Below are 24,073 nucleotides of genomic sequence, written 5' to 3' on the forward strand. Positions count from 1 at the left end.
GTCCGGCAGGTCGTCGAGGGTCTTGACGTCGACGACGAGGCCGGCGGGAACCCGCAGATAGCCCAGGTCCCTGGCGATGCCCATGTTGCGGACCATGGAACGGCCCACGAAGGCGACCCGGCGGCCGTGCTCGTGCGCGGCGTCCAGGATCTGCTGGATGCGGTGTACGTGGCTGGCGAAGCTGGCCACGATGATCCGCTTCTGGGCGCTGGAGAAGACCTGACGCAGCACCGAGGAGATGTCGCGCTCCGGCGGCACGAAGCCCGGAACCTCGGCGTTGGTCGAGTCGCTCAACAGCAGGTCGATGCCCTCTTCTCCGAGACGGGCGAAAGCCCGCAGATCGGTGAGGCGTCCGTCCATCGGCAGCTGGTCCATCTTGAAGTCGCCCGTGTGGACGACCATGCCCGCGGGGGTGCGGATCGCGACGGCCAGCGCATCCGGGATGGAGTGGTTGACCGGGAGGAACTCGCAGTCGAAGGGACCGACGCGCTCCCGGTGACCCTCCTCGACCTCGAGGGTGTAGGGCCGAATGCGGTGCTCCTGGAGCTTGGCCTCGATCAGGGCGAGGGTCAGCTTGGAGCCGATCAGCGGGATGTCCGCCTTCTCCCGCAAGAGGTAGGGGACGCCGCCGATGTGGTCCTCGTGGCCGTGGGTGAGGACGATGCCGTCGATGTCGTCGAGCCGGTCCCGCAGGGAGGTGAAATCCGGGAGGATCAGGTCGATACCCGGCTGCTCCTCCTCCGGGAAGAGGACGCCGCAGTCGACGACCAGGAGCCTGCCGCCGTACTCGAAGACGGTCATGTTGCGGCCGATCTCGCCGAGCCCACCCAATGGGGTGACGCGCAGGCCCCCCTTGGGGAGCTTCGGCGGTGGGCCCAGCTCAGGGTGCGGATGACTCAAAAGACTCTCCTTACCACGCGCGCCACGCACCCGCCTGGGTACGTGGCGCGCGATATTCATGATGCGCACGCAGCGGCACATGTCGTTCGTGCGTGTCGTGCTTGTTCGGTGAGGCTGCGGCACGGTCCGTCGTGCACGGCAGCCGGTGTCCGGCGATATGCAGTTGTTGAAGTCTGAGATCTACAGATGTACCCCGCCGTGGGCGAGATCGTGCTTGAGCTGCTCCAGCTCCTCCGGGGACAGCTCGACCAGCGGAAGGCGCAGCGGTCCGGCCGGGAGGCCCAGGCGGTCAAGCGCGGCCTTTGTCGTGATCACGCCCTGGGTGCGGAACATGCCGGTGAAGACGGGGAGCAGCTTCTGGTGGATCTCGGTGGCCTTGGCGACATCGCCGCTGAGGTGCGCCTCCAGCAGGGCACGCAGCTCCGGTGTGACGACGTGGCCGACCACGGAGACGAATCCGACAGCGCCCACGGACAGCAGCGGCAGGTTGAGCATGTCGTCCCCGCTGTACCAGGCCAGCCCGCTGGTGGCGACGGCCCAGCTCGCGCGGCCGAGGTCGCCCTTGGCGTCCTTGTTGGCCACGATGCGCGGGTGCTCGGCGAGCCGGACGATGGTCTCGGTGTTGATCGGCACACCGCTGCGGCCCGGGATGTCGTAGAGCATCACCGGGAGCTCCGTGGCGTCGGCGATCGCCGTGAAGTGCCGGTAGAGACCCTCCTGCGGAGGCTTGCTGTAGTAGGGCGTCACGGCCAGAAGGCCGTGTGCACCCGCCTTCTCGGCAGCGCGGGCCAGTTCGAGGCTGTGCGCCGTGTCGTTGGTGCCGGCTCCGGCGACCACGTGCGCGCGCTCCCCCACGGCCTCCACGACCGCCTGGACGAGCTGGGCTTTCTCCGCATCAGTGGTGGTCGGGGACTCTCCGGTGGTGCCGTTCACGACGAGGCCGTCGTTGCCGGCGTCCACCAGGTGGGCGGCGAGCTGCTGCGCGCCGTCGAGGTCGAGCGCGCCGTCCGCGGTGAACGGCGTGACCATCGCGGTCAGGACCCGCCCGAAGGGCGTCTGCGGTGTGGAGGTCGGAGCCATAGGGTCCACGCTACTCGCAGCGCACCCCGCGATGCTCCCTCGGGGCTGTCGAGGCGGCGGCAGTCCGGCGGGGAAACGGTGGGGGTCCGGCGCGGGTGGTGTGCGAAGAGGGGCCCCGGCACTGCCTGCTCGGGGGTTCAGGCAGTGCCGGGACCGCACAATCACCCTAGATGAACTTCTTCAAACGTCGCAATACGGACACTTTCCGGACCCCGCCGACCGGCGGTAGGCAGCCCGGGGCGGGGCCGCACCGGAAGACCCCGGGCAGGGCGTGGCCGGCGTCAGGGGGCGACTCGGCCGTTGGCGTTGAAGGCGGCGTGCGTCAGCGGCATCAGCTTGGCCCACTGCTCCTCCATCAGCTCACCCACCATCTCGATCTCACGCTGCGGGAAGCTGGGCACCTTGGCCTGTTCGTGCTGGGTGCGCAGACCGAGGAAGTGCATCAGGGACCGGGCGTTGCAGGTGGCGTACATCGACGAGTAGAGACCCACCGGCAGGACCGCGCGGGCGACCTCGCGGGCGACGCCGGCCGCCAGCATCTCCTCATAGGTCTCGTACGCCTTCCGGTAGACGTCCGCCATGGAGCGGCTCGTGAGCTCGTGCTGCTCCTCGGTCCCGGGGACGAACTCGTACTTCCCCGGACGGCCCTGCTGGACGAGCTTGCGGTCGGTGTCGGGGACGTAGAAGACCGGCTGGAGCCGGCGGTAGCGGCCGGATTCCTCGTTGTAGGACCAGCCGACGCGGTGCCGGTGGAACTCCCGGAAGACGAAGAGCGGGGCGCTGATGAAGAACGTCAGGGAGTTGTGCTCGAACGGGCTGCCGTGGCGGTCCCGCATCAGGAAGTTGATCAGCCCCTTGGAGCGCTCCGGGTCCTTGTTCAGCTCGTCCAGGGACTGCTCGCCCGCGGTGGAGACCCGGGCCGCCCAGAGCACATCGGTGTCGGACGCGCTGTGCTTCACCAGCTCTACCGTCATGTCGCTGCGGAAACTGGGGGCGGGCGGGGCGGGGGTTTCGGTCACCGGCTGGTCCTTCCACGTACGTATGCCAGAGCGGAGCCAGCCTAAGGGGAGGGACCGACAGCCGGGTCACGACGGATCCGGCTGTCCGCTTTGACCGCTATTAGCAGGACAAACGGCTCTCATACTGAAGAAACGCGATCACGGTGACATAACTCGCCGTGCCGGTTGATATCTTTCACATACGTCCCGCGGCGACGGGCACTTCCGAGCCCGCCGGGACGTTGTCCTCGTAACCGACCAGAACGATCACGCAGGGAGCACACCGTCATGTCCCGCCGCGGAGAGTCCGTCCCGTTCGCCTTCATAGCCGAGGCAGACCGGTTCCGCAGCAATGTCACTCCCCCGCCCGCAGCACGGCGCAGCTTCCGGGAGGTCGCCGGCAGCGCCCTGGTGGGGCTGACCGTCGTCGCCGGGCTCGTGGGCTCGGTTCTGCTCGGCCTTCCGGCCCTCAGCGAGGACCAGAGCCCCTCGAACGAGCCGCCGGCTGCGGCCGAGGGCCGCTGACCGCGGTGCGGTCACCTCCGGGAACGCCACCCGGGGGTGACCGCACCGACCGGGTCTCGCTAATGTCACCGCTCACACCACTGCGGCGAGCAGCCGCTGGACAACACCCTGTCGTGAGCGAGCGAGGACTGTGCCGTGCCCCTGCCCTTTGTGACAGCCGACCGCGAGGATCACCTTCTCGCGGCCCAGTCGGTGACCCTCGCCGAGGCCGACCGTGATCTGTGGCGGCGTCCCTACCGCCCCGGCCCCTATCGGGTCGGTGGCGGCGCGCTGCTGCTGCTGCTCGCCTCCTACGTGCTGTTCTCCGCCCTGATCATCTCCCTGGCCGAGGGGCTGCTGCCCAGCGGGGCGATATGCGCGGGCTGCGGTCTGCTGCTGGTCGTCCTCGCGGTGCGGCTGCTGCGCGCGGGCGTGTGGGTGAGCTCCTACGGGCTGCGCCATGTCGGTCTGCTGCGGACCACCACACTGCGCTGGTCGGAGGCTGGGAGGCTGCGCACGGTGCAGCGCCCCGTGCGGTGGCTGGGGATGCCGCGCACGGTACAGGGCGAGGCCCTGGTGCTGGCCCGCTCCCGCTCCTCCCGGTCCGTGGACGCGGCGCAGGACAACAGGACGCTGCTCACCAGCCATAACGCCGACTTCATCACCCGGCAGCGGGCCTTCATCCGGGCCGCCGACGTCATAGAGAGCTGGGCTGCCGAGTCCCGGTAGCACCCGGGTCGGCGCCCGCCGCCCGCAGGCCGGAACCCGCTCAGGCTCGGGGGGCTGCCTCGTGCAGAGCGATCGCGTGCTGCATCGCCTTGCGGGCGCGAGGGGTGTCCCGGGCGTCGTGGTAGGCGACGGCGAGCCGGAACCAGGAGCGCCAGTCGTCCGGCTGCTCCTCTGTCTCCGCCCGGCGCTTGGCGAAGACCTCGTCCGCCGAGGCGCGGTCGATCCGCCCCGAGGGCGTGCGCGCGAGTTCGTCGACCGGGAGGCCTCCCTCGGCCTCCAGCACCCGCGCCAGCCGTCCGGCACGCCGCGCGAAACGGGTGGTGTGCCACAGGAACCAGGCGCCGATGAAGGGCAGCACCAGGACCGCTGAACCGAAAGCGACGGTGACGGCAGTGCCCTGCTGGATCAGCAGCACACCCCGGCTGCCGACCAGGACGAAGTAGACGACCAGGACGGCGGCCAGGAGGAAATAGGTGATCTTCGCGCGCATGCTGCTGAGCTCCGTCGTCCGGTCAGTCCAGGTCGAGGAAATGCTCGAGCCCGAAGGTGAGCCCCGGGGAAGCGGGGACCTTGCGGACGCCCAGCAGCACGCCCGGCATGAAGGAGCTGCGGTGCAGGGAGTCGTGCCGGATGGTGAGGGTCTCGGCCTCGTCACCGAAGAGGACCTCTTGGTGCGCGACCAGGCCGCGCAGCCGCACCGCGTGCACGGGCACGCCGTCCACGTCGGCGCCGCGGGCTCCCTCCAGCGCGGTCGTGGTGGCGTCGGGCTGCGCCGGAAGTCCGGCGGCACCGCGGGCCTCGGCGACGAGTTGCGCGGTGCGCACGGCGGTGCCGCTGGGGGCGTCGGCCTTGCCGGGGTGGTGCAGTTCGACGACCTCGACGGACTCGAAGAAGCGGGCCGCCTGCTGTGCGAAGCGCATCGTCAGCACCGCCCCGATGCCGAAGTTCGGGGCGATGAGCACGCCGGTGCCGGCGGCGGCGGCGAGCTGGGCCCGTACCGTCGCCAGCCGGTCCTCCGTCCAGCCGGTGGTGCCGACGACGGCGTGGATGCCGTGGGCGAGGCAGAACTCCAGGTTGCCCATGACGGCGTCCGGACGGGTGAGGTCGACGGCGACCTCGGCGCCCGCGTCGGTCAGCGTCCGGAGCGGATCGCCGCTGCCCAGGGCCGCGACCAGCTCCATGTCCTCGGCGCCCTCGACAGCCCGTACGGCCTCGGAGCCCATCCGGCCCTTGGCGCCGAGGACAGCGACCCGCAGCTTGCTCATTGTGCTGGTTCCTTACGTGTGAAAGGGACGGTGGGACGGCCGGACCAGGCCTCAGGCCCGGCGGATCGGTCTCAGGCCACGGCCTCGTGCAGATGGGCTTCCTGGCGGTCGGTGAGCCGCCCGATGGCGGACACCGAGGGGCGGCGGTCCAGTACCTGGCGGGCGACCGCACGGATGTCGTCGGGGGTCACTGCGGTGATCTTGGCGAGCATCGCGTCGGTGGACATCTGTTCCCCCCAGCACAGCTCGCTCTTGCCGGCCCGGTGCATCAGGGCCCCGGTGTCCTCCAGCCCGAGCACCGTGGAGCCGGCGAGCTGCCCGACGGCGCGCCGCACCTCGTCGTCCTCCAGTCCGTGCCGGGCGACGTTCTCCAGCTCCTCGCGGCAGATCTTGAGCACGTCGGGCACCTGGCTGGGACGGCAGCCCACATAGACCCCGAAGAGGCCGCAGTCGGCGTATCCGGAGGTGTAGGCGTAGGTGCTGTAGGCCAGGCCCCTCCGCTCGCGGATCTCCTGGAAGAGGCGGGAGCTCATACCGCCGCCGAGCGCCGTGCTGAGCACCGCGAGCGGCCAGCGGCGCTCGTCGTGCCGGGAGACGCCGGGCATCCCGAGGACCAGGTGCGCCTGTTCGGTCGGCCGGTCCAAGAAGTCGACCCGGCCGCCGGCGCGCAGGGTGCGGGTGCCCGAGCGGGGCGCGACGGGGTCGGCGCCCTCGGTGCGCTGCAGCGCGCCCGCACGGTCGAACGCGGCCCGGACCCGGTTGACGACCTCGGTGTGCGAGAGGTTTCCGGCGGCGGCGACCACCAGCCGGGTGGGGTCGTAGTGCTTCTTGTAGAAGCGGGCCACCTGGTCCCTGGTGAGCGCATTGACGGTGTCCACGGTGCCCAGCACGGGACGGCCCAGCGGGGTGTCGCCGAACATGGTGTGCGCGAACAGGTCGTGGACGCAGTCACCCGCGTCGTCCTCGGTCATCGCGATCTCTTCGAGGATGACGCCGCGCTCGGCCTCGACCTCCGCCGAGTCGATGACGGAGCTGGTGAGCATGTCGGAGACGACGTCGATGGCCAGCGGCAGGTCCGCGTCCAGGACCCGCGCGTAGTAGCAGGTGAACTCCTTGGTGGTGAACGCGTTCATCTCACCGCCCACCTCGTCGACCGCCGCGGAGATCTCCAGTGCGCTGCGCCGCTCGGTCCCCTTGAAGAGCAGATGCTCCAGGTAGTGGGTGGCGCCGCTCAGCGTGGGCGTCTCGTCGCGGGAGCCGACATGCGCCCAGATGCCGAAGGTCGCGGAGCGTACCGTCGGCAGCGTCTCGGTGATCACCCGGAGTCCGCCGGGCAGCACGCTCCTGCGCACGGTGCCCGCACCGTTCTGCCCCGGGATCAGGGTCCGGGTGCGGGTCTTGGGACGGGCGACGGCCCGCCCTGCCGGAGCGGCGGGGCGGGCCGTCGTACGGAACGTACGCGTCACTTCGCGGTCTCGTCCTCGGAGCCAGCGGAGGCCTCGGACTCGCCGCTCTCCTCCTCGTCCAGGACGGGGATCAGGGACAGCTTGCCGCGCTGGTCGATCTCGGCGATCTCGACCTGGACCTTCTGGCCCACGCCGACGACGTCCTCGACGTTCTCCACCCGCTTGCCGCCGGCCAGCTTGCGGATCTGCGAGATGTGCAGCAGACCGTCCTTGCCGGGAAGCAGCGAGACGAAGGCACCGAAGGTTGTCGTCTTGACGACGGTGCCCAGGTAGCGCTCGCCGACCTCGGGCATCGTCGGGTTGGCGATGCCGTTGATGGTCGAGCGGGCCGCCTCGGCCGCGGGACCGTCGGCGGCACCGATGTAGATGGTGCCGTCGTCCTCGATGGTGATGTCGGCGCCGGTGTCCTCCTGGATCTGGTTGATCATCTTGCCCTTCGGGCCGATGACCTCACCGATCTTGTCCACCGGGATCTTCACGGTGATGATCCGCGGCGCGTTCGGGGACATCTCGTCCGGAACGTCGATCGCCTCGGTCATCACGTCGAGGATGTGCATCCGCGCGTCGCGGGCCTGCTTGAGCGCCGCGGCCAGCACGGACGCCGGGATGCCGTCCAGCTTGGTGTCGAGCTGGAGGGCGGTCACGAACTGCTTGGTGCCGGCGACCTTGAAGTCCATGTCACCGAAGGCGTCCTCGGCGCCGAGGATGTCGGTGAGGGTGACGTAGTGCGTCTCCCCCTCGACGTCCTGGGAGATCAGGCCCATGGCGATGCCGGCGACCGGGGCCTTGAGCGGCACACCGGCGTTCAGCAGCGACATCGTGGAGGCGCAGACCGAACCCATGGACGTCGAGCCGTTGGAGCCCAGCGCCTCGGAGACCTGCCGGATCGCGTACGGGAACTCCTCGCGGGTCGGCAGCACCGGCATCAGCGCACGCTCGGCGAGCGCGCCGTGGCCGATCTCGCGGCGCTTGGGGGAGCCGACACGGCCCGTCTCACCCGTGGAGTAGGGCGGGAAGTTGTAGTTGTGCATGTAGCGCTTGCGCGTCACCGGCGAGAGGGTGTCCAGCTGCTGCTCCATGCGGAGCATGTTCAGCGTGGTGACGCCCAGGATCTGCGTCTCGCCGCGCTCGAAGAGCGCCGAGCCGTGCACCCGCGGGATGGCCTCGACCTCGGCGGCCAGCGTACGGATGTCCGTGACGCCGCGGCCGTCGATGCGCTTCTTCTCCTTGATGACGCGCTCGCGCACCAGGGTCTTGGTCAGCGACCGGTAGGCCGCGGAGATCTCCTTCTCGCGGCCCTCGAACTGCGGGAGCAGCTTCTCGGCGGCCAGCGCCTTGACGCGGTCCAGCTCGCTCTCGCGCTCCTGCTTGCCCGCGATGGTCAGCGCCTGGGCGAGCTCGTCACGGACGGCCGCGGTGAGGGCCTCCAGGACGTCGTCCTGGTGGTCCAGGAAGATCGGGAACTCGCCGGTGGGCTTGGCGGCCTTCGCGGCGAGATCGGCCTGCGCCTTGCACAGCACCTTGATGAACGGCTTCGCGGCCTCCAGACCGGCGGCGACGACCTCCTCGGTCGGCGCCTCGGCACCGCCCTTGACCAGCTCGATGGTCTTCTCGGTGGCCTCGGCCTCGACCATCATCACGGCGACGTCGCCGTCGGGCAGCACCCGGCCTGCGACGACCATGTCGAAGACGGCGTCCTCCAGCTCGGAGTGGGTCGGGAAGGCGACCCACTGGCCGTTGATCAGGGCGACGCGGGTGCCGCCGATCGGGCCGGAGAAGGGGAGCCCCGCGAGCTGCGTGGAGCAGGAGGCGGCATTGATGGCGACCACGTCGTAGAGGTGCTCGGGGTTGAGCGCCATGATCGTCTCGACGATCTGGATCTCGTTGCGCAGGCCCTTCTTGAACGAGGGGCGCAGCGGGCGGTCGATCAGCCGGCAGGTGAGGATCGCGTCCTCGGACGGGCGGCCCTCACGGCGGAAGAAGGAGCCGGGGATCTTGCCGGCCGAGTACATCCGCTCCTCGACGTCGACCGTCAGAGGGAAGAAGTCGAGCTGGTCCTTGGGCTGCTTCGAGGCGGTGGTCGCCGACAGCACCATGGTGTCGTCGTCCAGGTAGGCCACGGCCGAGCCGGCGGCCTGCTTGGCCAGCCGGCCGGTCTCGAAACGGATCGTGCGGGTGCCGAAGGCGCCGTTGTCGATGACGGCCTCGGCGTAGTGGGTCTCGTTCTCCACCAGGAATATCTCCTCGTCTGCGTCCGCCGCTCGTCCGCGGCGGACTGTGTACTCAGGAGCGCTCCCGGTGCGGGCCGGTCTTCGATCGAAGCTCCCGGCGGTCCCGCGGGTTCGCCGCGGGTCCCGGGGGCCACTACCGAGGACCGGCGTCTCGGGTGCGCTCCTTGTCCATACTGTCAGTGATGTCTTTTCGGCTTCGTCTCGCTGTGGACAAGACTACAAAGCTTCCACGCTCCACGAGAGGCCGTCGTACTGCGTTACGGCGAGCTGCCGTACTGCGATACGGCGAAGGGAGCGGCCCCCGGGTCCGGGAACCGCTCCCTTCGTCATGTGCTAGCGGGCGCCCGCCGCGCCGCGGCGGATGCCGAGGCGCTCGACCAGCGCACGGAAGCGCTGGATGTCCTTCTTGGCCAGGTACTGCAGCAGGCGGCGACGCTGGCCGACGAGCAGCAGCAGACCACGGCGCGAGTGGTGGTCGTGCTTGTGGGTCTTCAGGTGCTCGGTCAGGTCGCTGATGCGACGGGAGAGCAGCGCCACCTGGACCTCGGGGGAGCCGGTGTCACCCTCCTTGGTGGCGAACTCGGAGATGATCTGCTTCTTCGTCGCGGCGTCGAGAGACGACACTCGTACTCCTCAGGATTCCAGCCGCCGAGCGCCCCTGGTCTGCTTCACAGGGGAGACTTCGATACTCGGGAGGCCGGTACAGGATACCAGTGGCTAGCTGGTGAGACTGCGGGCCGCCGAATAGACCTGCATCACGGCCAGGCACAGCGGGATCAGGGTGAGCAGGACGAACGTCTCCAGGATCTCCAGGAACCGGCCCCAGAACGGTGTCACACCCTTGCGGGGGACGGCGAGGCCGACGGCGACGGCCAGCACGGCCGTCATCGCGAGCGCGGCGCTCAGCCACACGGTGCGCAGCGCGTCGCCCTCGGTGGGGAAGTCTCCCGCCAGCCCGACGCCGAGCAGCAGCAGTGCCCCCAGTCCGGCCACCAGCGCACTGCTGACCTGGGAGGTGTAGCGGAAGAGACGGGCCCGCAGCAGCATCGCCAGGCCCGTCGCGAGGGCGAGGAGCTGCCCCCAGCCAGAGGCGGAGAAGCTGAGTACGGCGGTGGAGACGACGGCCACGGCGGCGCAGCCGCCGACCAGGCCGACCAGCAGTTCGTGGCCGCGCCGGGCCTGAGCCGCGATCCGCTCGCCGTCGATCGGGCCCTGGGTCTCGGGGGCGGCGTCCGGGTCGGCGTCGTAGTCGCTCATCCGGGTGCGGGTGGCCTCGAAGCCGATGGGCAGCCGGGCGAAACGGGTCGAGAGGCTCGGCAGGAAGGCGAGGACGCCGACGGCGACGGGTGCGCAGAGAGCGGCCGTCTCCGTCGGTGGCAGATCGGCGACGATCGCGATGAAGGTGATCAGGGTGCCGAGGGTCGCGGTGAAGGCGGCGGCGACGAACGGGCCGTCTCCATCTGGGGTGAGCGCGATCAGCAGGGTGGCGGCCAGCAGGACGCTCACACAGCCGAGGAGGAACTGCAGCTTGCCGATACCGATCCCGTCCTCCAGGGGCAGCAGGCCGCTGCCCGCCACCATGAGGTGCGGCATGGCCGTCAGTCCCAGGGTGATCGAGGTGGGCCGGTCCTCGTAGACGCGGGCGCGCACCGCGGACAGCGCCACCAGCAGCACTCCGGTGACGGCCGCCAGGACGCCGGCCAGCCCGTGCATGTCGTGGCCGACCGGGTCGGAGAACCACAGCACGACCGCCATCAGCGAGAGCAGCACCCCGGCGCCGATCAGACCGGCGGCGCGCATCATGTCGTCGCCCCACAGCCGCCGGTCGCGGGTGACGGCCGAGGCGACGGCGTCGGAGACGTCGTCGAAGACGGCGGGCGGCAGCGACTCCGCGAACGGGCGCAGGCTCAGCACCTCGCCGTCCAGGATGCGCTGGGCGGCGAACGACCGGGAGCTGTCCAGGACCGTCCCGTCGCGGCGCACCAGGTGGTAGCCGACGGGCGCGCCCGCGGCGGGGGTCTGGCCGGAGAGCCGCAGGATCTCGGGGTAGAGGTCGGCGACCGGGATGTCCTCGGGCAGTGCGACGTCGATCCGACTGTCGGGGGCGACGATGGTCACCCGGCTGAAACCGGTGTCCAGTGCCGATCCGGCCGCCCGGCCGGACGCACCGGCCGCACCTCGGGCACCGCCGGAACCCGGCTGCCCGCCGGAACCGGTGGCGGCGGCGGAAGCCGTCGTGCTCACCTGTGTGTCCCCCTCGAAGTTCCTGCCGGCCTGCTCGACAATGGGCTCTGCAACCGTCTGCCGGGCGTCGGCCGTACCATCCGCCGACCTGCCGTCTCGGCCGACGCGGCAGCGCGCGTCACCCTACCGCTCCCGGTCAACTCACTGTGCCACTAGGATCGCCAGCCGCGGAGGGGGACCGTCAGGAACGAGCGTCACCACGGGGTGCCGGCACCGTACCGCCCCTTCCGCACCAGGGATGCAGGAACGCAAGGGAACGCAAGGGAAATTGGTGCGCGAGTGACCCAGATCGTCGTCAAGCGACCGCCTCGGGCGTTGCCTCCCGATGTGCCCGCCGAGGAGCTGCAGCTGCAGCCGCCGCCGGAACTGCCCAAGAACAAGCAGGAGGGCATGTGGATGCAGCTCCTGCCCATGCTCGGCATGGGCGGGTCCAGCGTGTACTTCCTCATGCCCGGCATGAACTCGCACCCGATGATGAAGATCATGGGCGTCCTGATGCTGTTCTCGACGCTCACCATGGTCATCGCCATGGTGATCCGGATGCGCCGGGGCACGCAGGGTGAGATGGCGCAGACCCGCCGCGACTACCTCAAGTACCTGGCGCAGACGCGGCGCACGGTGCGCAGGACGGCGGTCAAGCAGCGGGACGCCCAGTTCTATCTGCACCCCGCACCCGACCAGTTGTGGTCCCTGGTGGCCGAGGGCAGCAGGGTGTGGGAGCGGCGCCCCTCGGATCTGGACTTCGGGCAGGTCCGCGTCGGACTGGGCGTGCAGCAACTGGCCACACCGCTGGTCAGTCCGGACACAGCGCCGGTGGACGAACTGGAGCCGCTGACGGCCGGTGCCATGCACCAGTTCATCAACACCCACGCCACCCTCGACGGGCTGCCGATGGCCATCTCGCTGCGGGCGTTCTACCACATGACCGTCAGCGGCGACCCCGATGCCGTGTACGCCTCGGCACGCGCCCTGCTCTGCTCGCTGTGCGCGATGCACTCCCCAGAGGACTTGGTGGTCGCAGTCGCGGCGGGCCGCGAGTCCTACGCCGGCTGGGACTGGGCGAAGTGGCTGCCCCACGCCCAGGCCAGGGGCGAGACCGACGGCGCGGGCTCCCGGCGGCTGATCGTGCGCGACACCCTCGAACTGGAGGAGCTCCTGGCCGCCCGGCTGGAGGGACGCCCCCGGTTCAACGGCGCAGCCGAACCGGCACCGGACCAGCCGCACCTCGTCGTCGTACTGGACGGCACCTCGGTACTGCCCAACTCGCTGCTGTCCGCGCCCGAGGGCCTGCAGGGCGTCACCATCGTCGAGATCGTCCCCGGCGACAGCGACATGTCCCGCGGCACGCTGTCCGTGGTGGTCGGCTCGCGCAGCCTGCGCCTGGAGTCCGGGCACGGCCTGGTCTACGAGGGGACGCCGGACGCCCTCTCCTACCCGGCCGCCGAGGCCGTGGCGCGGCAGCTCGCGCCGCTGCGGGTGGGCTCCGGCGACGACGGGGACGAGCCGCTGCTGGCCAAGCTGGAGTTCACCGACCTGCTCAACCTGGGCGACGCCGCGTCCGTCGACGTCTCCCGCACCTGGCGACCCCGCTCGCAGGCCGAACGGCTGCGGGTACCCATCGGCGTGGGCGAGGACGGCCAGCCGGTCATGCTCGACCTGAAGGAAGCAGCGCAGGACGGCATGGGCCCGCACGGGCTGTGCGTGGGCGCGACCGGTTCCGGCAAGTCGGAACTGCTGCGCACCCTGGTGCTCGGGCTGGCCGTCACACACTCCTCCGAGACCCTCAACTTCGTCCTCGCGGACTTCAAAGGCGGCGCCACCTTCGCCGGGATGGCGCACATGCCGCACGTAGCCGCCGTGATCACCAACCTCGCCGACGACCTGACCCTCGTCGACCGGATGGGCGACTCGATCCGCGGCGAACTCAACCGTCGCCAGGAGATGCTGCGCGACGCGGGGAACTACGCGAACATCCACGACTACGAGAAGGCCCGCGCGGCCGGCGCCCCGCTCTCCGCCATCCCCTCGCTGGTGCTGGTCATCGACGAGTTCAGCGAGCTGCTGACAGCGAAGCCGGACTTCATCGACATGTTCATCCAGATCGGCCGGATCGGCCGATCGCTGGGTGTGCACCTGCTGCTGGCCTCACAGCGCCTGGAGGAAGGCCGGCTGCGGGGGCTGGAGACCTACCTCTCCTACCGGATCGGCCTGCGGACCTTCTCCTCCGCCGAGTCCCGCGCCGCGCTCGGTGTCCCCGACGCCTACCATCTCCCCTCGGTGCCCGGCTCGGGCTATCTGAAGTTCGGCACCGACGAGATGACCCGCTTCAAGGCCGCCTACGTCTCCGGCGTCCACCGCACCGGAGGTGACGAGCTTCCCGCCGGTCCGCTGGCGCCGAACCGGAGGCCCGTCCTGTTCACCGCGGCCGAGGTCGCCGTGCAGCGCCCCGATCCGGACACCGTGCCGGTACCCGCGCAGCCCACCCCCGCCTCGACGGACGACGACGCGCTCGCCGACACCGTGCTGGACGTGGTCGTACGGCGCCTGGAAGGCCAGGGCACCCCGGCCCACCAGGTGTGGCTGCCGCCGCTGGACAACGCCTCGCCGCTGGACGAACTGCTGCCGCCGCTCGCCCCGGTGGAGGGGCGCGGACTGGCCGCCACCGACTATCCGCGGCAGGGCCAGCTCGTGGTACCGGTCGGTCTGGTCGACAAACCGTTCGAGCAGCGCCGCGACCCGCTGTATCTGGACTTCTCCGGAGCCGCCGGACACATGCTGGTCGTGGGCGGCCCCCAGTCCGGCAAGTCCACCCTGATGCGGACCCTGATCTCGTCGTTCGCGCTCACCCACACCCCCGCCGAAGTGCAGTTCTACGGACTCGACTTCGGTGGCGGCAGCATGTCGGCCGTCTCCGGCCTCCCGCACGTGGGCGGCACCGCCTCCCGCCTCGACCCCGAACGGGTACGCCGCACCGTCGCCGAGGTGTACGGCATCCTCAACCGCCGCGAGGAGTACTTCCGGGCCAACAGCATCGACTCCATCTCGACCTACCGCAGGCGCCGCGCGCGCGGCCAGATCACCGACCAGCCATGGGGCGACGTCTTCCTGGTCATCGACGGCTGGGGCAACTTCCGCAACGAGTACGAAGGCCTCACCGAAGTCGTCAACGACATCGCGGGCCGCGGTCTCGGCTACGGCGTCCACCTGGTCATCACCGCCTCCCGCAACATGGAGGTGCGGGCGGCCCTGAAGGACCTGCTGATGAACCGGCTGGAGCTGCGGCTCGGCGACACCATGGACTCCGAGTTCAACCGCAAGGTCGCCGCCAACGTCCCGCCCGGAGTCCCCGGCCGCGGCCAGACCATGGACGCGCTGCACTTCATGGCAGGTGTCCCCCGCATCGACGGCGTCGGCTCCGACGACGAACTCGCCGACGCCAGCGCCGGGATGTGCACCGCGGTCGCCTCCCAGTGGCCGGGCGAACCCGCACCGCAGGTACGACTGCTCCCCCGGGAGCTGCCGGCCGTCCGGCTGCCCGGCGGCGCGGAGCACCCCGAACGCGGCGTCGCCTTCGCCATCGACGAGAACAACCTGGAACCGGTCTTCGTCGACTTCGAGACGGACCCCTTCTTCCTCGTCTTCGGCGAGAGCGAGTCCGGCAAGACGGCGCTGCTGCGGCTGCTCGTCAAGCAGATCAGCGAACGGTACTCGGGCGACGAGGCGAAGATCGTCGTGGGCGACTACCGGCGCGCGCTGCTCGGCGCCATCCCGGACAGCCACCTGCTGGAGTACGCGCCGATGTCCAACACCATGGAGACGCACATGAACGCGCTCCGCGATCTGATGGACCGGCGCGCACCCTCCTCCGACGTCACCCCGCAGCAGTTGCGCGACCGGAGCTGGTGGACCGGCCCGCAGATCTTCATCGTGGTCGATGACTACGAACTGGTCGCCACCTCCAGCGGCAATCCGATGGCCGCCCTCACCGAGCACCTGCCCTTCTCCCGGGACGTCGGAGTCCGGTTCATCATCGCCCGCAGCGCCGCAGGCGCCTCCCGGTCGATGTTCGAGTCGTTCATGACCCGCATCAAGGAACTGGGCGCCCAGGGCGTCCTGCTCTCCGGCGATCCGAGCGAGGGCGACCTCCTGGGCAATGTCCGCCCCCGCCCGATGCCCCCCGGCCGCGGCTTCTTCGTCTCCCGCAAGCGGGGTACGCCGCTGGTGCAGCTGGGCTGGCTGCCGGACGAGACGTGAGCGCGCCCCCGCCTGTGGGACGCGGCTGACGGGCTGACGGGAAAGCGCTGTTGGCGGGCTCCGGCACACGTACGCTGGAGCCCGCACGCACGCCCCGAAGGGAGAGCCACAGGTGGGGACTCAGCAGGAGAAGGACGAGCTGTACGCGATGGACATCTCCGACGCCGTCTGGGAGAGCGCCCCGGGCAGTCCGGAGGAAGAGCGCGTGGAGATCGCCCACCTGGCCGGCGGCGCCGTCGCCATGCGCAACTCGAAAGAGCCGGACGTGGTACTGCGCTACACGGCAGCGGAGTGGGAGGCGTTCGTGCTGGGCGCTCGGGACGGGGAGTTCGATCTGGAGCCGGGTGGGCGCGAGGGCGGGGGGACGACGGGGGCTTAGCGGGCGAAGGCTCGCGGTGCGCGTCAGAAGGCAGACAGCGCCGGTCAGCTCGTCTCCGCGCAATACGGAGACGAGCCGACCGCAACCGTCAGTGCCCAACTTTCCCGCGGGGTCTGCTGCATTCGGAGCGCGTCATCTCACCGTCTCTCGTCGAGATATAAGTGGCAACAGTGACCCGCTGGAGGTGAGCACGATGTTCACCGGGTTGACATGACGATGCAGAAGGTGGGCGCCTCCCGCACGCGCCCACCTTCTGCTCGTTCAACAGCCCGGGTTCCGCTGAGACGGTTACCCGCGGCTGTTGAACTGGTCGAACATCGCCGCTGCTCGCTTGTCACCTGCGAGGTAGGTGCCACTGGCCTGACGGACTTCAGCCGCGATCGCCAGGAGTCGGTTCTGGATGTCGTCGGCCTTCTGGTCCCAGCCGTGCTGAGCCTGCTGGTAGGCCCGCTGTCCCTCGCCTTCCCAGATCTCGGAGACGGAGCGAACCTTCTGCTGCACCCGTTCCATGTCGGCGCGAAGCTGTTTCGCTTCCTTCATGATGGCCTCGGCGGCGGCGTCCAGACTGCTGTATGTGACCTTGAGGTGATCGCCGTTGTTGTACCCCATGTGATTCCCCTACATCTCGGCTCGCGGCCTGAAAGGAGCACGGCCGTGCTGCCGCGCTGCGCTGCTTGTATTACCTGGGCTCGCTTCTGAACGGACGTCGCGGCGCGACCGTCACATCTGGCTGAGCTTGGAGGAGTAGGCCCCGGCCAGGGAACCCTGCGTGGTGTCGGGCCCGGTCGCCGAGAAATGCTGAGGGTTCTCACCGCTCCCGAGCTTGTTCATGCTCTGGACGATGTCGTCCTCGTTCGAGTCCTTGATGCCGAGGTTCCCATGGATCGACCCGACGAAGCCTTCCATGATCCTGCGCTGGACCCGGAGGTCGTCGTTCATACCTCGCTGGACCCGGTCGAAGGCCCCCTTGGCGATACCCTGCCAAGCACCTTCGAGGTTGTCGATGAGCTGGTTCAGCCGCGTGACTCGCCCGGTGATGGCCCCCATCATTTCCTCGAGCTCATTCGCCAGCGACTTGAGAGTCTTGTCATCTACATTCTGCTTGTCACCCATTGCGCCTCCCTACGGATCGTTGCGCCTTCGGCGCATCGGTTGAACGGTGATGTGGTGGTTGGTCATAGTCGGTCATCCGCGGCTAGCCCGCCGGATCGCGAGAGCAGCTCCCCCGCCGATGACAAGCACCGCTGCGCCGGCCCCAACAGCCCACCAGAGCTGCGCGTTGCCACTGTCTTCGCGCTCTGAGTCTGCCACCTCGACCTTGTCGGGGGCAGCCCCTTTGTCCGAGTCTTCCTTGCCGGAGCCCTTGGCGTCCGAGTTCTGGCCGGAGTCCTTCGGCTTTGTGTGCAGCGTCCGCTCCCAGGTGAGCGGGCTGATATCTGGGTCGCCGGGATCGCCTTTGCCTTCAAGGAGGTTCATGCGAGGGCGCACCTCTCCAAAGCCCAGGTACTTGCTGGGTTCATCGCCTTTCAGGCCAGCGGTTTTGATCATGACCCGGAGTACCTGATTCGACGTCCAGTCCGGATGGTGGGACCAGATCAGGGCTGCGGAGGCCGAGACAATCGCGGTGGCAGAACTGGTACCCCCTCCGGGGCAGTAGCTCTGCTTCTTGCCGTCACACCATGCGGGAAGTCCTTCACTTGCCCCGGCTAGAATCGTGTGCCCACCGTAGTTGGAATAGTCGGCAACCTTACCCGCCTTGTTGGTCGCCGCCACGGCTGCTACGTCTCGATACTCCGCAGGCCAGTTCTCTTCATTGCCTTTCTGGGCGTCATTCCCGGTACTCGCGAACAGAAGCTTGCCCTTCTTAGCCGCATACTCCACCGCTTCCTGAATGGAAGGATGAGGAGCTCTCCCCCCAAGAGACATATTGATGATGCGGGCGTCGCTGTCGGCCGCCGCCCTGATGGCTTCCCCGAGGTGCTCTTTCTTTTTGTCAGCACCCTTCATGCCATTAAGGTTGGTGCGGATCGGAATGATCTTCGCGCCCGGGGCAAGCCCTTTCAGGGTTCCGCCCTTCCCGGAGCCTGCGATGAGTTCGGCCATCGTCGTGCCGTGGCCCACGTCATCCCGAGTTTCGTCACCGGGAGCACCGGAGACATCTCTGCCTGGAAGTACTCGGCCTTGGAGGGACTCCGTGGTCGGATCGACGCCGGTGTCGATGACGGCCACCTTGATCCCTTCACCGGTACTGACCTTCCATATCTTCTCGGCCTGCATCGCCTTGAGATGCCACTCCTGGGCCTGGACGTCCTCCGCGCCCGCATTCGTGGCGAGTCCGACGAAACAGGCCGTCCACGCCCCGACTGCGGCGACTCCGGCAAGGATGCGGCGCCTATTTCGATACTCTCGTGTTCCTGCTGCCATGAACGCTCTCACCGGGTCACTCGATTACCGGCGGCACGCTGCCACGCCGCTCGGTCGGCCTCTGCGGTTCCTCTCCCGTCGACGTGTCCGAGCGCCGCTTCTCCCGACGCCGCTCATTCTTCGACGACGGCTGCCCTGCTCCCATCACCAGACCAGCGCCTCCGGGCATGGCAACCCGCGCGTCCAGCGGCTGTCCGGAATCGTCGTCGCGGGGTTCCCCGACGACGCCCTCACGACCGGTCGCCTTCTTGCTGCCGGGCCCACTTCGCCCGCCGGTCGCGCCGGAGGCTCCGCCCGAGCCCACAGCGTTGACGGGCGGGGTCACCCCCATGGGCCGCCGCGCGGCCGGAGCCCCCTGCCCGTCGATGACTGTTCCACGCTGCCTCGACGAGCTTGCGGGAGTCCCACCGGTACCGGAGCGGCTCGGTGTACCGCCCACAACGCCGCCGCGCTGCGATGCGCGAGCGGAGCCGGAGTCCGTTCCACGGCCTCCTGCGTTCGGGCCCGCCGTGCCCGGCGGCACACCCATCGGTCCGGGACGTCCGAGCCCCCGGGGTCCCGTTCGGCCAGCGTCCCGATTTGTGGGTGCTGAAGTGCCCGGACTCACAGGCCCTGGCCGCATCGGAGCCTGGCGTCCGGGAGCAGTGGGGCTCGTCTGCCCGGACCGTCCGGCGTTGGTCGGCGGCGGCACGTAGGGGCGTTGCGGTCCCGAGGTGCCGGGGCCCACTCGGCCAGGAGACTGAGGTGTCACCCGGCCGGTCGGCGGAACCATCCGCCCCACACGCGGCGGGCTACCTGGCGGAACGACAGGGCCGGGGCTCGGAGGCCCACTGGGCGGGACATTGGGCTGGCCGGTAGTCGGAGGCAGGTGGGGCGGAGTGCCAGGCTCCATCGGCTTCGCGATGGGCGCGGGAGGGGCGCTGTCGATGTCCGTCGCGACAGACATCCCAGGGTGGGCGGGCTCTTCGGGACGGTAGTGGGGAGTAAAAGGGGCGATCCTGCTGATTCCCTCGTCGCCGTGAGGCACAAATGCCGCCGCCGCGTGATCCGACGTGCCCGGAGAGCTTCCGGCATGATAAGGGGCCGCTGCTACTGCCCCTGGCCCGCCTCCCCCACCAGGACCGCCCGTGTGGTCTGGGTCAAAGCCCGGAGGCGTCGGCACTCCCACCTTAGGCATCGCGAATGTCGGCTTGCTCTTTTCCGCAGCCTTGATGCTCGTGAGCGCCACCGTGTAGTAGGAACTCAGCTTGTTCGCCAACTGGATGGCCTCTTGGCGGTTCTTCTCCCGCTCGCGCAGCTCAGGCGTGGACTTGCCGGTGATCTTGGGAGGGACGTAGGGCCCGAAGATCTTGTCCTCCTTCGGGTCCCGGTCCGGCATGGACGACTGGACCATGGACAGTCCGAAGCCGGCCGCCTTGAGCTGCGTACCGGCAGCACCCGCGTACTCGCTGAGCTTGAGGGTGTCCCGGTGAAGCCTCGTGGCCCACGGAGAGAATTGATCCTTCGCCTCCCCCTTCCACCCGGAATCCACTCCGTCGAAGTAGGTCTTCAGCTCCTCCGCGGCCTTCCTGATGGCGCGGGCAGCGTCCCAGAGAGCGTCGCCGACATTCTCCAGCTCCTCGGGGGCGGCGTCCTGGACGAGGTCCACGATCTGGTTGAGGCGGTAGGGCTCGAAGTCCGTGCCTCCACCCGATCCGACAGCCGGTGGAGCCAAGGGGCCGGCGCCAGGAGCACGGAAGAGCTCAGGCTTCTGCGTGGTCGGCGGCTTCCGCATGGTCGGCGGGTTGAGGAAAGGGCTGAATTCCGCCGGGAGTACCGGGTCCTCCGGCATCTCATCGGCCGTGTACCCCTTCCCTGTGAAAGGGTCGACCGATTCGTTGTTCCCCTTGCCGCCCATGCATCCTCCTGTTCCCGGGCGTAAGCCTGCCGATCACCGTTCGGCGTCGTCGGCGTCTCCTTCGAACTTCTTGTCCGCAGGCGCCTCGCCGCCCTTGTCCCGCCCTTCTTCGCCCCGGTCCCCCTCACCGTCCGGATGCTTCAGCTTCTTCTCCGCGGCCTGCGCCCGGGCCTGGATCTGCCAGAAGCGATGCTTCTCCTCCTCGTCCAGGGCGTCGAAGCCTTGGTCACAGCCCTTGATGGCGATACCCGTCGCGTCGATCTGCTCCCGGAGAGTGGAGGAGAGGAGCGTGAGGGTTTCGTGTACCTCGCCGCACTTGGCGAAGAGGTCGTTGGCTTCGACGTAGTGGATGCTCTCTCCGCTGAGCGATTCCCGGGTGACGCGCATGCTGGAGACTTTGTGCTTCGCGGCGGGTGAGGTGTCCAACTCCGCGATGACGCCATCGATCCGCTTCTTCAGCTTCTTCAGCGCTTCAGCGCGTCGTTCCAGCTCCTGGCCCCCCTGTGAGGGAGACGGCGCCTTCACCGGCGGCGGCCTCTCCTTGCCGTCCGGACCCAACTCCCCCATGGCTCCCCCCTTCTGCCAGGTCCTCTGCACGTTCTCGGCGGTTCGGCTCGGCGCCCCGCGGAGAACAGCGTTCACATCACTGTAGTAGGCGAGTCCAGCACATTCCAACTGCAAACAGGATGCCAGCAGTTGGTGTAGCAGGACCGTGACGTGTGGCACGCGAGCGGCACACTGCTCACATTCTCTCAGCCACCTCCGACAGTGACGGGTCGACCGGTCGCCCGGCGCATGCGGGCCGGCGGTCAGCGGCCCGCCGAGGCGCCCTTGCGGCGCCGGTCGCGGAGTACGACCGAAGTGCCCGCGACCACCGCGACGAGGGTGCCGCCGCCGACAAGGACGTAGGTTCCCAGCCTCTCGTTCCGTTCCTGCTCGGTTTCGCCGAGCTGGAGCTTGGCGGGTGTCGGCTTCTTGCCGGTTTCGACGCCCTCTTCGGCTTGGGGGCGCTCAAGGCGCTTGCTGTCCTCGGTCAGGGCGGCCACCGGGTCGACGACGCCCCAGCCGACGAGGCGGTCGTGGCCCGGGATGGAGCGCTCCGCGGTCTGCTCGATCTGCGCGACGATGTTCTGCTGGGACCACTTGTCGGCGCCCTTGTCGTGCTTCGCGCGCAGCAGTGCGGCGACGCCGGCCACGTAGGGCGCGGAGAAGCTGGTGCCGTTGTCGACGCAGTGGCCGCCCTTGGGGACGGTCGAGACCATGTCGACGCCGGGGGCCGCCACGTCCACGAAGTCGCCGGCCTGCGAGAAGGGTGCGCGCTCGTTGTTGCGGTCCGAGGAGGCGACGGCGAGGACGCCGGGATAGGAGGCCGGGTAGGTCGCCTTGTTCTTGCCGCCCAGTCCGTCGTTGCCCGCGGAGGCCACGACGACGATGTCCGCGCGGACGGCGCGCTGCACGGCGCGCTCGAGCGAGGAGTCCGGCTTCAGGGCCTCGGCGGTGTCCTGGGAGATGTTGATGACGTCGGCACCGGCCTTCACCGCGTAGTCGATCGAGTCGGCGAGGGAGAGCGCGGTGCCGCTGCCGTTGGCGTCGTTCTGTTTGATCGGGATGATCGTCGCCTTGGGCGCGAGGCCGACGAAGCCGGTGTCGTCGTCCGGGCGCGCGGCGATGATTCCCGCGACCTTGGTGCCGTGGCCGACCTCGTCCGAGGTGCCGTCGGCCTTGCCGCGCGGGGTGGCGCGTCCGGTTTCCTTGTCCTTCTTCGGCTTCTTGGGGAGCAGGTTCTTCCCCGCATCGGCGTCGACAGCATCTGTGAGCTGCTTGTTCTCGATGTCGACGCCCGTGTCGATGACCGCGACCCGGACGCCCGCGCCCTTGTCGGTGTCCCGCCACAGCTCGTTGAGGAGGACCCGCTGCAGCGACCAGGGACGGCCCTTGAACGGCTTCGCGGGGAAGGTGCACTGAGTGCTGACGTCCGCCGCGGCGGGAGGCGCGGCGGTGACCACCAGTGTGGAGGCCGTGACCGCCGTGGCAGCCGCTGTCGCCGCCGCTCGGCGCAGGGCACGCCGGGTGCGCTGCCGCAGCAGTGGCGGGCGGACACCGCGCCGGGCGTCCGGGGCCGGGGGTGTCGTCTCGCTGCTGTGCATCGTCCTCGTCACCCCGCTCAGGAGCCCTGCGGCTGTTGTGCGTCACCTGTGGACAGGCGCGGGCCCATGGGCAGGAAGGCGGCCCATTCGGCGGGCACGGGCGCGGGCTTGACCTTCTCGTATCCGAGCCTGCGCTGCGCGTTCTGGCTCTCTGCCTGCTGCTTCTTCTGCTTGGACTTCCTGCTGTCCTCACCGATGCCCGACTCGCCCTGCTCGCTGTCGGTGTTGCTCTGCATCGCATAGCGCAGCCCGGTGTCGGTGACCAGGAAGATCCCGCCGACACCCGGACTGCGGCCCTTGAACTGCCGCAGCAGCTGGCCGGTTCCGGGCGTGACATAGGCGCTGGAGGTACCGGTGGGGAGCTGCTCGGGGAACTCCTTGCCGAGCCAGGTGGAGAGCGTGGTGGCGCCGCTCTTGCCGTCGACCTTGCGCAGCACGTTGCAGGCCACGTTGCGGCTGCCGGAACGGGTGCTGGCGGAGTTGACCGCGTAGCTCTTCTCCTCGGGCCAGCGGAGCTTGTCGCCGTAGCTGCCGGAGGGCGAGAAGGCGCTGGCGCTGACCGTGGTGGCCTCGCCGTTCTGTTTGAGGGGCAGCAGCTGCTCGGAGGCGAGCAGGAGCTGCGCCATGAAGTCGCTGATCTTCAGAACTTTGCCGGACAGCACGAGGTACTGCTGCATGTGGTTGCCGGAGGTCGACCGGATGACGGTGCCCACCCGATTGGTGTTCGGGTCGAGGCCGGAGACGCCGGCCTCCTCGCCCACCTGGCCGCGGATCTGGGGGAAGGAGATGTTGTCGCCGGTGTGCAGCGTGGCCAGCCACTCCCGGGAGACGCGCTGGGGACGGCGGTCTCCGACAAGGACGCGCAGCAGGGTCTCGTCGCGCGCGACGCGGTATTTGTTGCCGGACCGGTCCACGACGTAGAGCCGGTCGTCCGGTCCCTGGACGTAGATGAGCTCCCCGCCGTGCAGCCGGTCGGCGCCCTCGACCGCGTCCTTGTCGCGGTCGGCGAGGACGAAGGCCGCTTTCTGTACGGCCCGCTCCCCCTGGCTGGGCCGCTCGCAGACCGCCCAGCGCTTCTTCTCACCGGCCTCCTTGCCCTCGGGGAGCCGGTCGGGTGCGTAGGGGATGCCGAGAGTGGCGCCATGCGGGATGTCGCCCTTGTCGAGGACTTTCTCGTCGACCTTGACGACTTCGCCCTTGCCCGGGTCGAGCAGCAGTTTGGCCGATGCCAGATTGAGCACCGGATGGAGCTGCGCCTTGCCGTCGGTCTCGAGGACGACGTAGCGGGTGGTCGACTCCGAGCCGATGATGACTTTCTCCTTCGGAGTGTCCCAGCCCTCGGGTGCCTTCGGCTTGAACATCCCCCAGGCGCCGAATCCGGCGAGGATCAGGGCGCCGACGACGACTCCGGGCAGGATCCCGCGCAGCGGGCGGGGGGCACCTTCCTCGGTGCCTGTCGGTGACGGTTGGAGGAACGCCGCCACCAACCGCTTTTTCGCGAAGGTGTAGGCATTGAGCTCGTCGCGCCGTGATGCCATGAGTGAAAGACGCTCCC

General features: G+C 69.3%; 19 protein-coding genes (1 of these 19 cut by a window edge). 4 read left to right on the top strand and 15 right to left on the bottom strand.

What is annotated here, in order from left to right; all coding sequences use genetic code 11:
* From P2424_RS22445 to thyX, 3 genes are all read right to left on the bottom strand, one after another.
* On the bottom strand, positions 1-900 hold the 5' portion of the coding sequence (locus tag P2424_RS22445) for a ribonuclease J (protein WP_276477546.1). Its footprint begins 786 nt before the window's first position; only the first 900 of its 1,686 coding nucleotides appear in the window; it begins with the start codon at positions 898-900; its stop codon lies beyond the left edge, outside the window.
* A 180-nt stretch (positions 901-1,080) separates the two neighbouring features.
* Positions 1,081-1,980 carry a 4-hydroxy-tetrahydrodipicolinate synthase gene (dapA, locus tag P2424_RS22450; RefSeq protein ID WP_276477547.1) on the bottom strand — a complete coding sequence of 300 codons (900 nt, stop codon included), beginning with the start codon at positions 1,978-1,980 and terminating at the stop codon, positions 1,081-1,083.
* Positions 1,981-2,261: 281 nt separating this feature from the next.
* A complete protein-coding gene (gene thyX / locus P2424_RS22455; RefSeq protein WP_276477548.1) occupies positions 2,262-2,999 on the bottom strand; it encodes an FAD-dependent thymidylate synthase in 738 nt (245 codons plus the stop codon).
* 267 nt (positions 3,000-3,266) lie between these two features.
* Here thyX and P2424_RS22460 point away from each other — a divergent pair, with 267 nt between their 5' ends.
* Complete coding sequence (locus tag P2424_RS22460; RefSeq protein WP_276477549.1) at positions 3,267-3,503, top strand: hypothetical protein; 237 nt, start codon at positions 3,267-3,269, stop codon at positions 3,501-3,503.
* Positions 3,504-3,638: 135 nt separating this feature from the next.
* Positions 3,639-4,211: a hypothetical protein gene (locus P2424_RS22465; RefSeq protein WP_276477550.1), complete on the top strand. Its 573-nt coding sequence runs from the start codon at positions 3,639-3,641 to the stop codon at positions 4,209-4,211.
* 40 nt (positions 4,212-4,251) lie between these two features.
* Here the strand turns inward: P2424_RS22465 and P2424_RS22470 are convergent, their stop codons facing one another.
* The 6 genes from P2424_RS22470 to eccD form a co-directional block, all read right to left on the bottom strand.
* A complete protein-coding gene (locus P2424_RS22470) occupies positions 4,252-4,701 on the bottom strand; it encodes a hypothetical protein (RefSeq protein WP_276477551.1) in 450 nt (149 codons plus the stop codon).
* A gap of 22 nt (positions 4,702-4,723) precedes the next feature.
* On the bottom strand, positions 4,724-5,476 hold the full coding sequence (gene dapB / locus P2424_RS22475) for a 4-hydroxy-tetrahydrodipicolinate reductase (RefSeq protein ID WP_276477553.1): 753 nt from the start codon (positions 5,474-5,476) through the stop codon (positions 4,724-4,726).
* 71 nt (positions 5,477-5,547) lie between these two features.
* Complete coding sequence (locus tag P2424_RS22480; protein ID WP_276477554.1) at positions 5,548-6,942, bottom strand: pitrilysin family protein; 1,395 nt, start codon at positions 6,940-6,942, stop codon at positions 5,548-5,550.
* The gene (locus tag P2424_RS22485; RefSeq protein WP_276477555.1) at positions 6,939-9,173 is read right to left on the bottom strand and encodes a polyribonucleotide nucleotidyltransferase; all 2,235 of its coding nucleotides are present in this window, start codon (positions 9,171-9,173) and stop codon (positions 6,939-6,941) included. The genes P2424_RS22480 and P2424_RS22485 overlap by 4 nt, the downstream gene beginning before the upstream one ends.
* Before the next feature lie 333 nt (positions 9,174-9,506).
* Complete coding sequence (gene rpsO / locus P2424_RS22490) at positions 9,507-9,797, bottom strand: 30S ribosomal protein S15 (protein ID WP_016470189.1); 291 nt, start codon at positions 9,795-9,797, stop codon at positions 9,507-9,509.
* Positions 9,798-9,890: 93 nt separating this feature from the next.
* The gene (gene eccD / locus P2424_RS22495; protein WP_276477556.1) at positions 9,891-11,417 is read right to left on the bottom strand and encodes a type VII secretion integral membrane protein EccD; all 1,527 of its coding nucleotides are present in this window, start codon (positions 11,415-11,417) and stop codon (positions 9,891-9,893) included.
* 279 nt (positions 11,418-11,696) lie between these two features.
* On the opposite strand from eccD, the gene eccCa reads away from it, so the two are divergent.
* Together eccCa and P2424_RS22505 are read left to right on the top strand one after the other, a co-directional pair.
* Positions 11,697-15,671 (top strand): type VII secretion protein EccCa, encoded by a 3,975-nt coding sequence (gene eccCa, locus P2424_RS22500; RefSeq protein ID WP_276477557.1) that lies wholly within the window; start codon positions 11,697-11,699, stop codon positions 15,669-15,671.
* A 112-nt stretch (positions 15,672-15,783) separates the two neighbouring features.
* Positions 15,784-16,050: a DUF397 domain-containing protein gene (locus tag P2424_RS22505; RefSeq protein WP_276477558.1), complete on the top strand. Its 267-nt coding sequence runs from the start codon at positions 15,784-15,786 to the stop codon at positions 16,048-16,050.
* 288 nt (positions 16,051-16,338) lie between these two features.
* On the opposite strand, the gene P2424_RS22510 is transcribed toward P2424_RS22505, so the two are convergent.
* The 6 genes from P2424_RS22510 to eccB form a co-directional block, all read right to left on the bottom strand.
* Entirely contained in the window at positions 16,339-16,659 is a 321-nt protein-coding gene (locus P2424_RS22510) for a WXG100 family type VII secretion target (RefSeq protein WP_276477559.1), read from the bottom strand.
* Between the two features lie 111 nt (positions 16,660-16,770).
* Positions 16,771-17,163, bottom strand: a complete 393-nt coding sequence (locus P2424_RS22515; protein ID WP_276477560.1) for a WXG100 family type VII secretion target — start codon at positions 17,161-17,163, stop codon at positions 16,771-16,773.
* 72 nt (positions 17,164-17,235) lie between these two features.
* On the bottom strand, positions 17,236-18,474 hold the full coding sequence (locus P2424_RS22520) for a S8 family serine peptidase (protein WP_276477561.1): 1,239 nt from the start codon (positions 18,472-18,474) through the stop codon (positions 17,236-17,238).
* 1,930 nt (positions 18,475-20,404) lie between these two features.
* On the bottom strand, positions 20,405-20,938 hold the full coding sequence (locus P2424_RS22525) for a hypothetical protein (RefSeq protein WP_276477562.1): 534 nt from the start codon (positions 20,936-20,938) through the stop codon (positions 20,405-20,407).
* A gap of 242 nt (positions 20,939-21,180) precedes the next feature.
* Entirely contained in the window at positions 21,181-22,518 is a 1,338-nt protein-coding gene (gene mycP, locus P2424_RS22530; RefSeq protein WP_276477563.1) for a type VII secretion-associated serine protease mycosin, read from the bottom strand.
* 17 nt (positions 22,519-22,535) lie between these two features.
* Complete coding sequence (eccB, locus tag P2424_RS22535; protein WP_276477564.1) at positions 22,536-24,056, bottom strand: type VII secretion protein EccB; 1,521 nt, start codon at positions 24,054-24,056, stop codon at positions 22,536-22,538.
* Positions 24,057-24,073: the final 17 nt, after the last annotated feature.

This window comes from Streptomyces sp. WMMB303, from assembly GCF_029351045.1.
In the GTDB taxonomy this organism is placed as follows: Bacteria; Actinomycetota; Actinomycetes; order Streptomycetales; family Streptomycetaceae; genus Streptomyces.

Bases quoted from the DNA above. Each gene is read 5' to 3' on its own strand.
- dapA (WP_276477547.1), bottom strand. From the start codon at position 1,980: ATGGCTCCGACCTCCACACCGCAGACGCCCTTCGGGCGGGTCCTGACC.
- P2424_RS22460 (WP_276477549.1), top strand. From the start codon at position 3,267: ATGTCCCGCCGCGGAGAGTCCGTCCCGTTCGCCTTCATAGCCGAGGCA.
- P2424_RS22470 (WP_276477551.1), bottom strand. From the start codon at position 4,701: ATGCGCGCGAAGATCACCTATTTCCTCCTGGCCGCCGTCCTGGTCGTC.
- dapB (WP_276477553.1), bottom strand. From the start codon at position 5,476: ATGAGCAAGCTGCGGGTCGCTGTCCTCGGCGCCAAGGGCCGGATGGGC.
- P2424_RS22510 (WP_276477559.1), bottom strand. From the start codon at position 16,659: ATGGGGTACAACAACGGCGATCACCTCAAGGTCACATACAGCAGTCTG.
- P2424_RS22515 (WP_276477560.1), bottom strand. From the start codon at position 17,163: ATGGGTGACAAGCAGAATGTAGATGACAAGACTCTCAAGTCGCTGGCG.
- P2424_RS22520 (WP_276477561.1), bottom strand. From the start codon at position 18,474: ATGGCAGCAGGAACACGAGAGTATCGAAATAGGCGCCGCATCCTTGCC.
- P2424_RS22525 (WP_276477562.1), bottom strand. From the start codon at position 20,938: ATGGGGGAGTTGGGTCCGGACGGCAAGGAGAGGCCGCCGCCGGTGAAG.
- mycP (WP_276477563.1), bottom strand. From the start codon at position 22,518: ATGCACAGCAGCGAGACGACACCCCCGGCCCCGGACGCCCGGCGCGGT.
- eccB (WP_276477564.1), bottom strand. From the start codon at position 24,056: ATGGCATCACGGCGCGACGAGCTCAATGCCTACACCTTCGCGAAAAAG.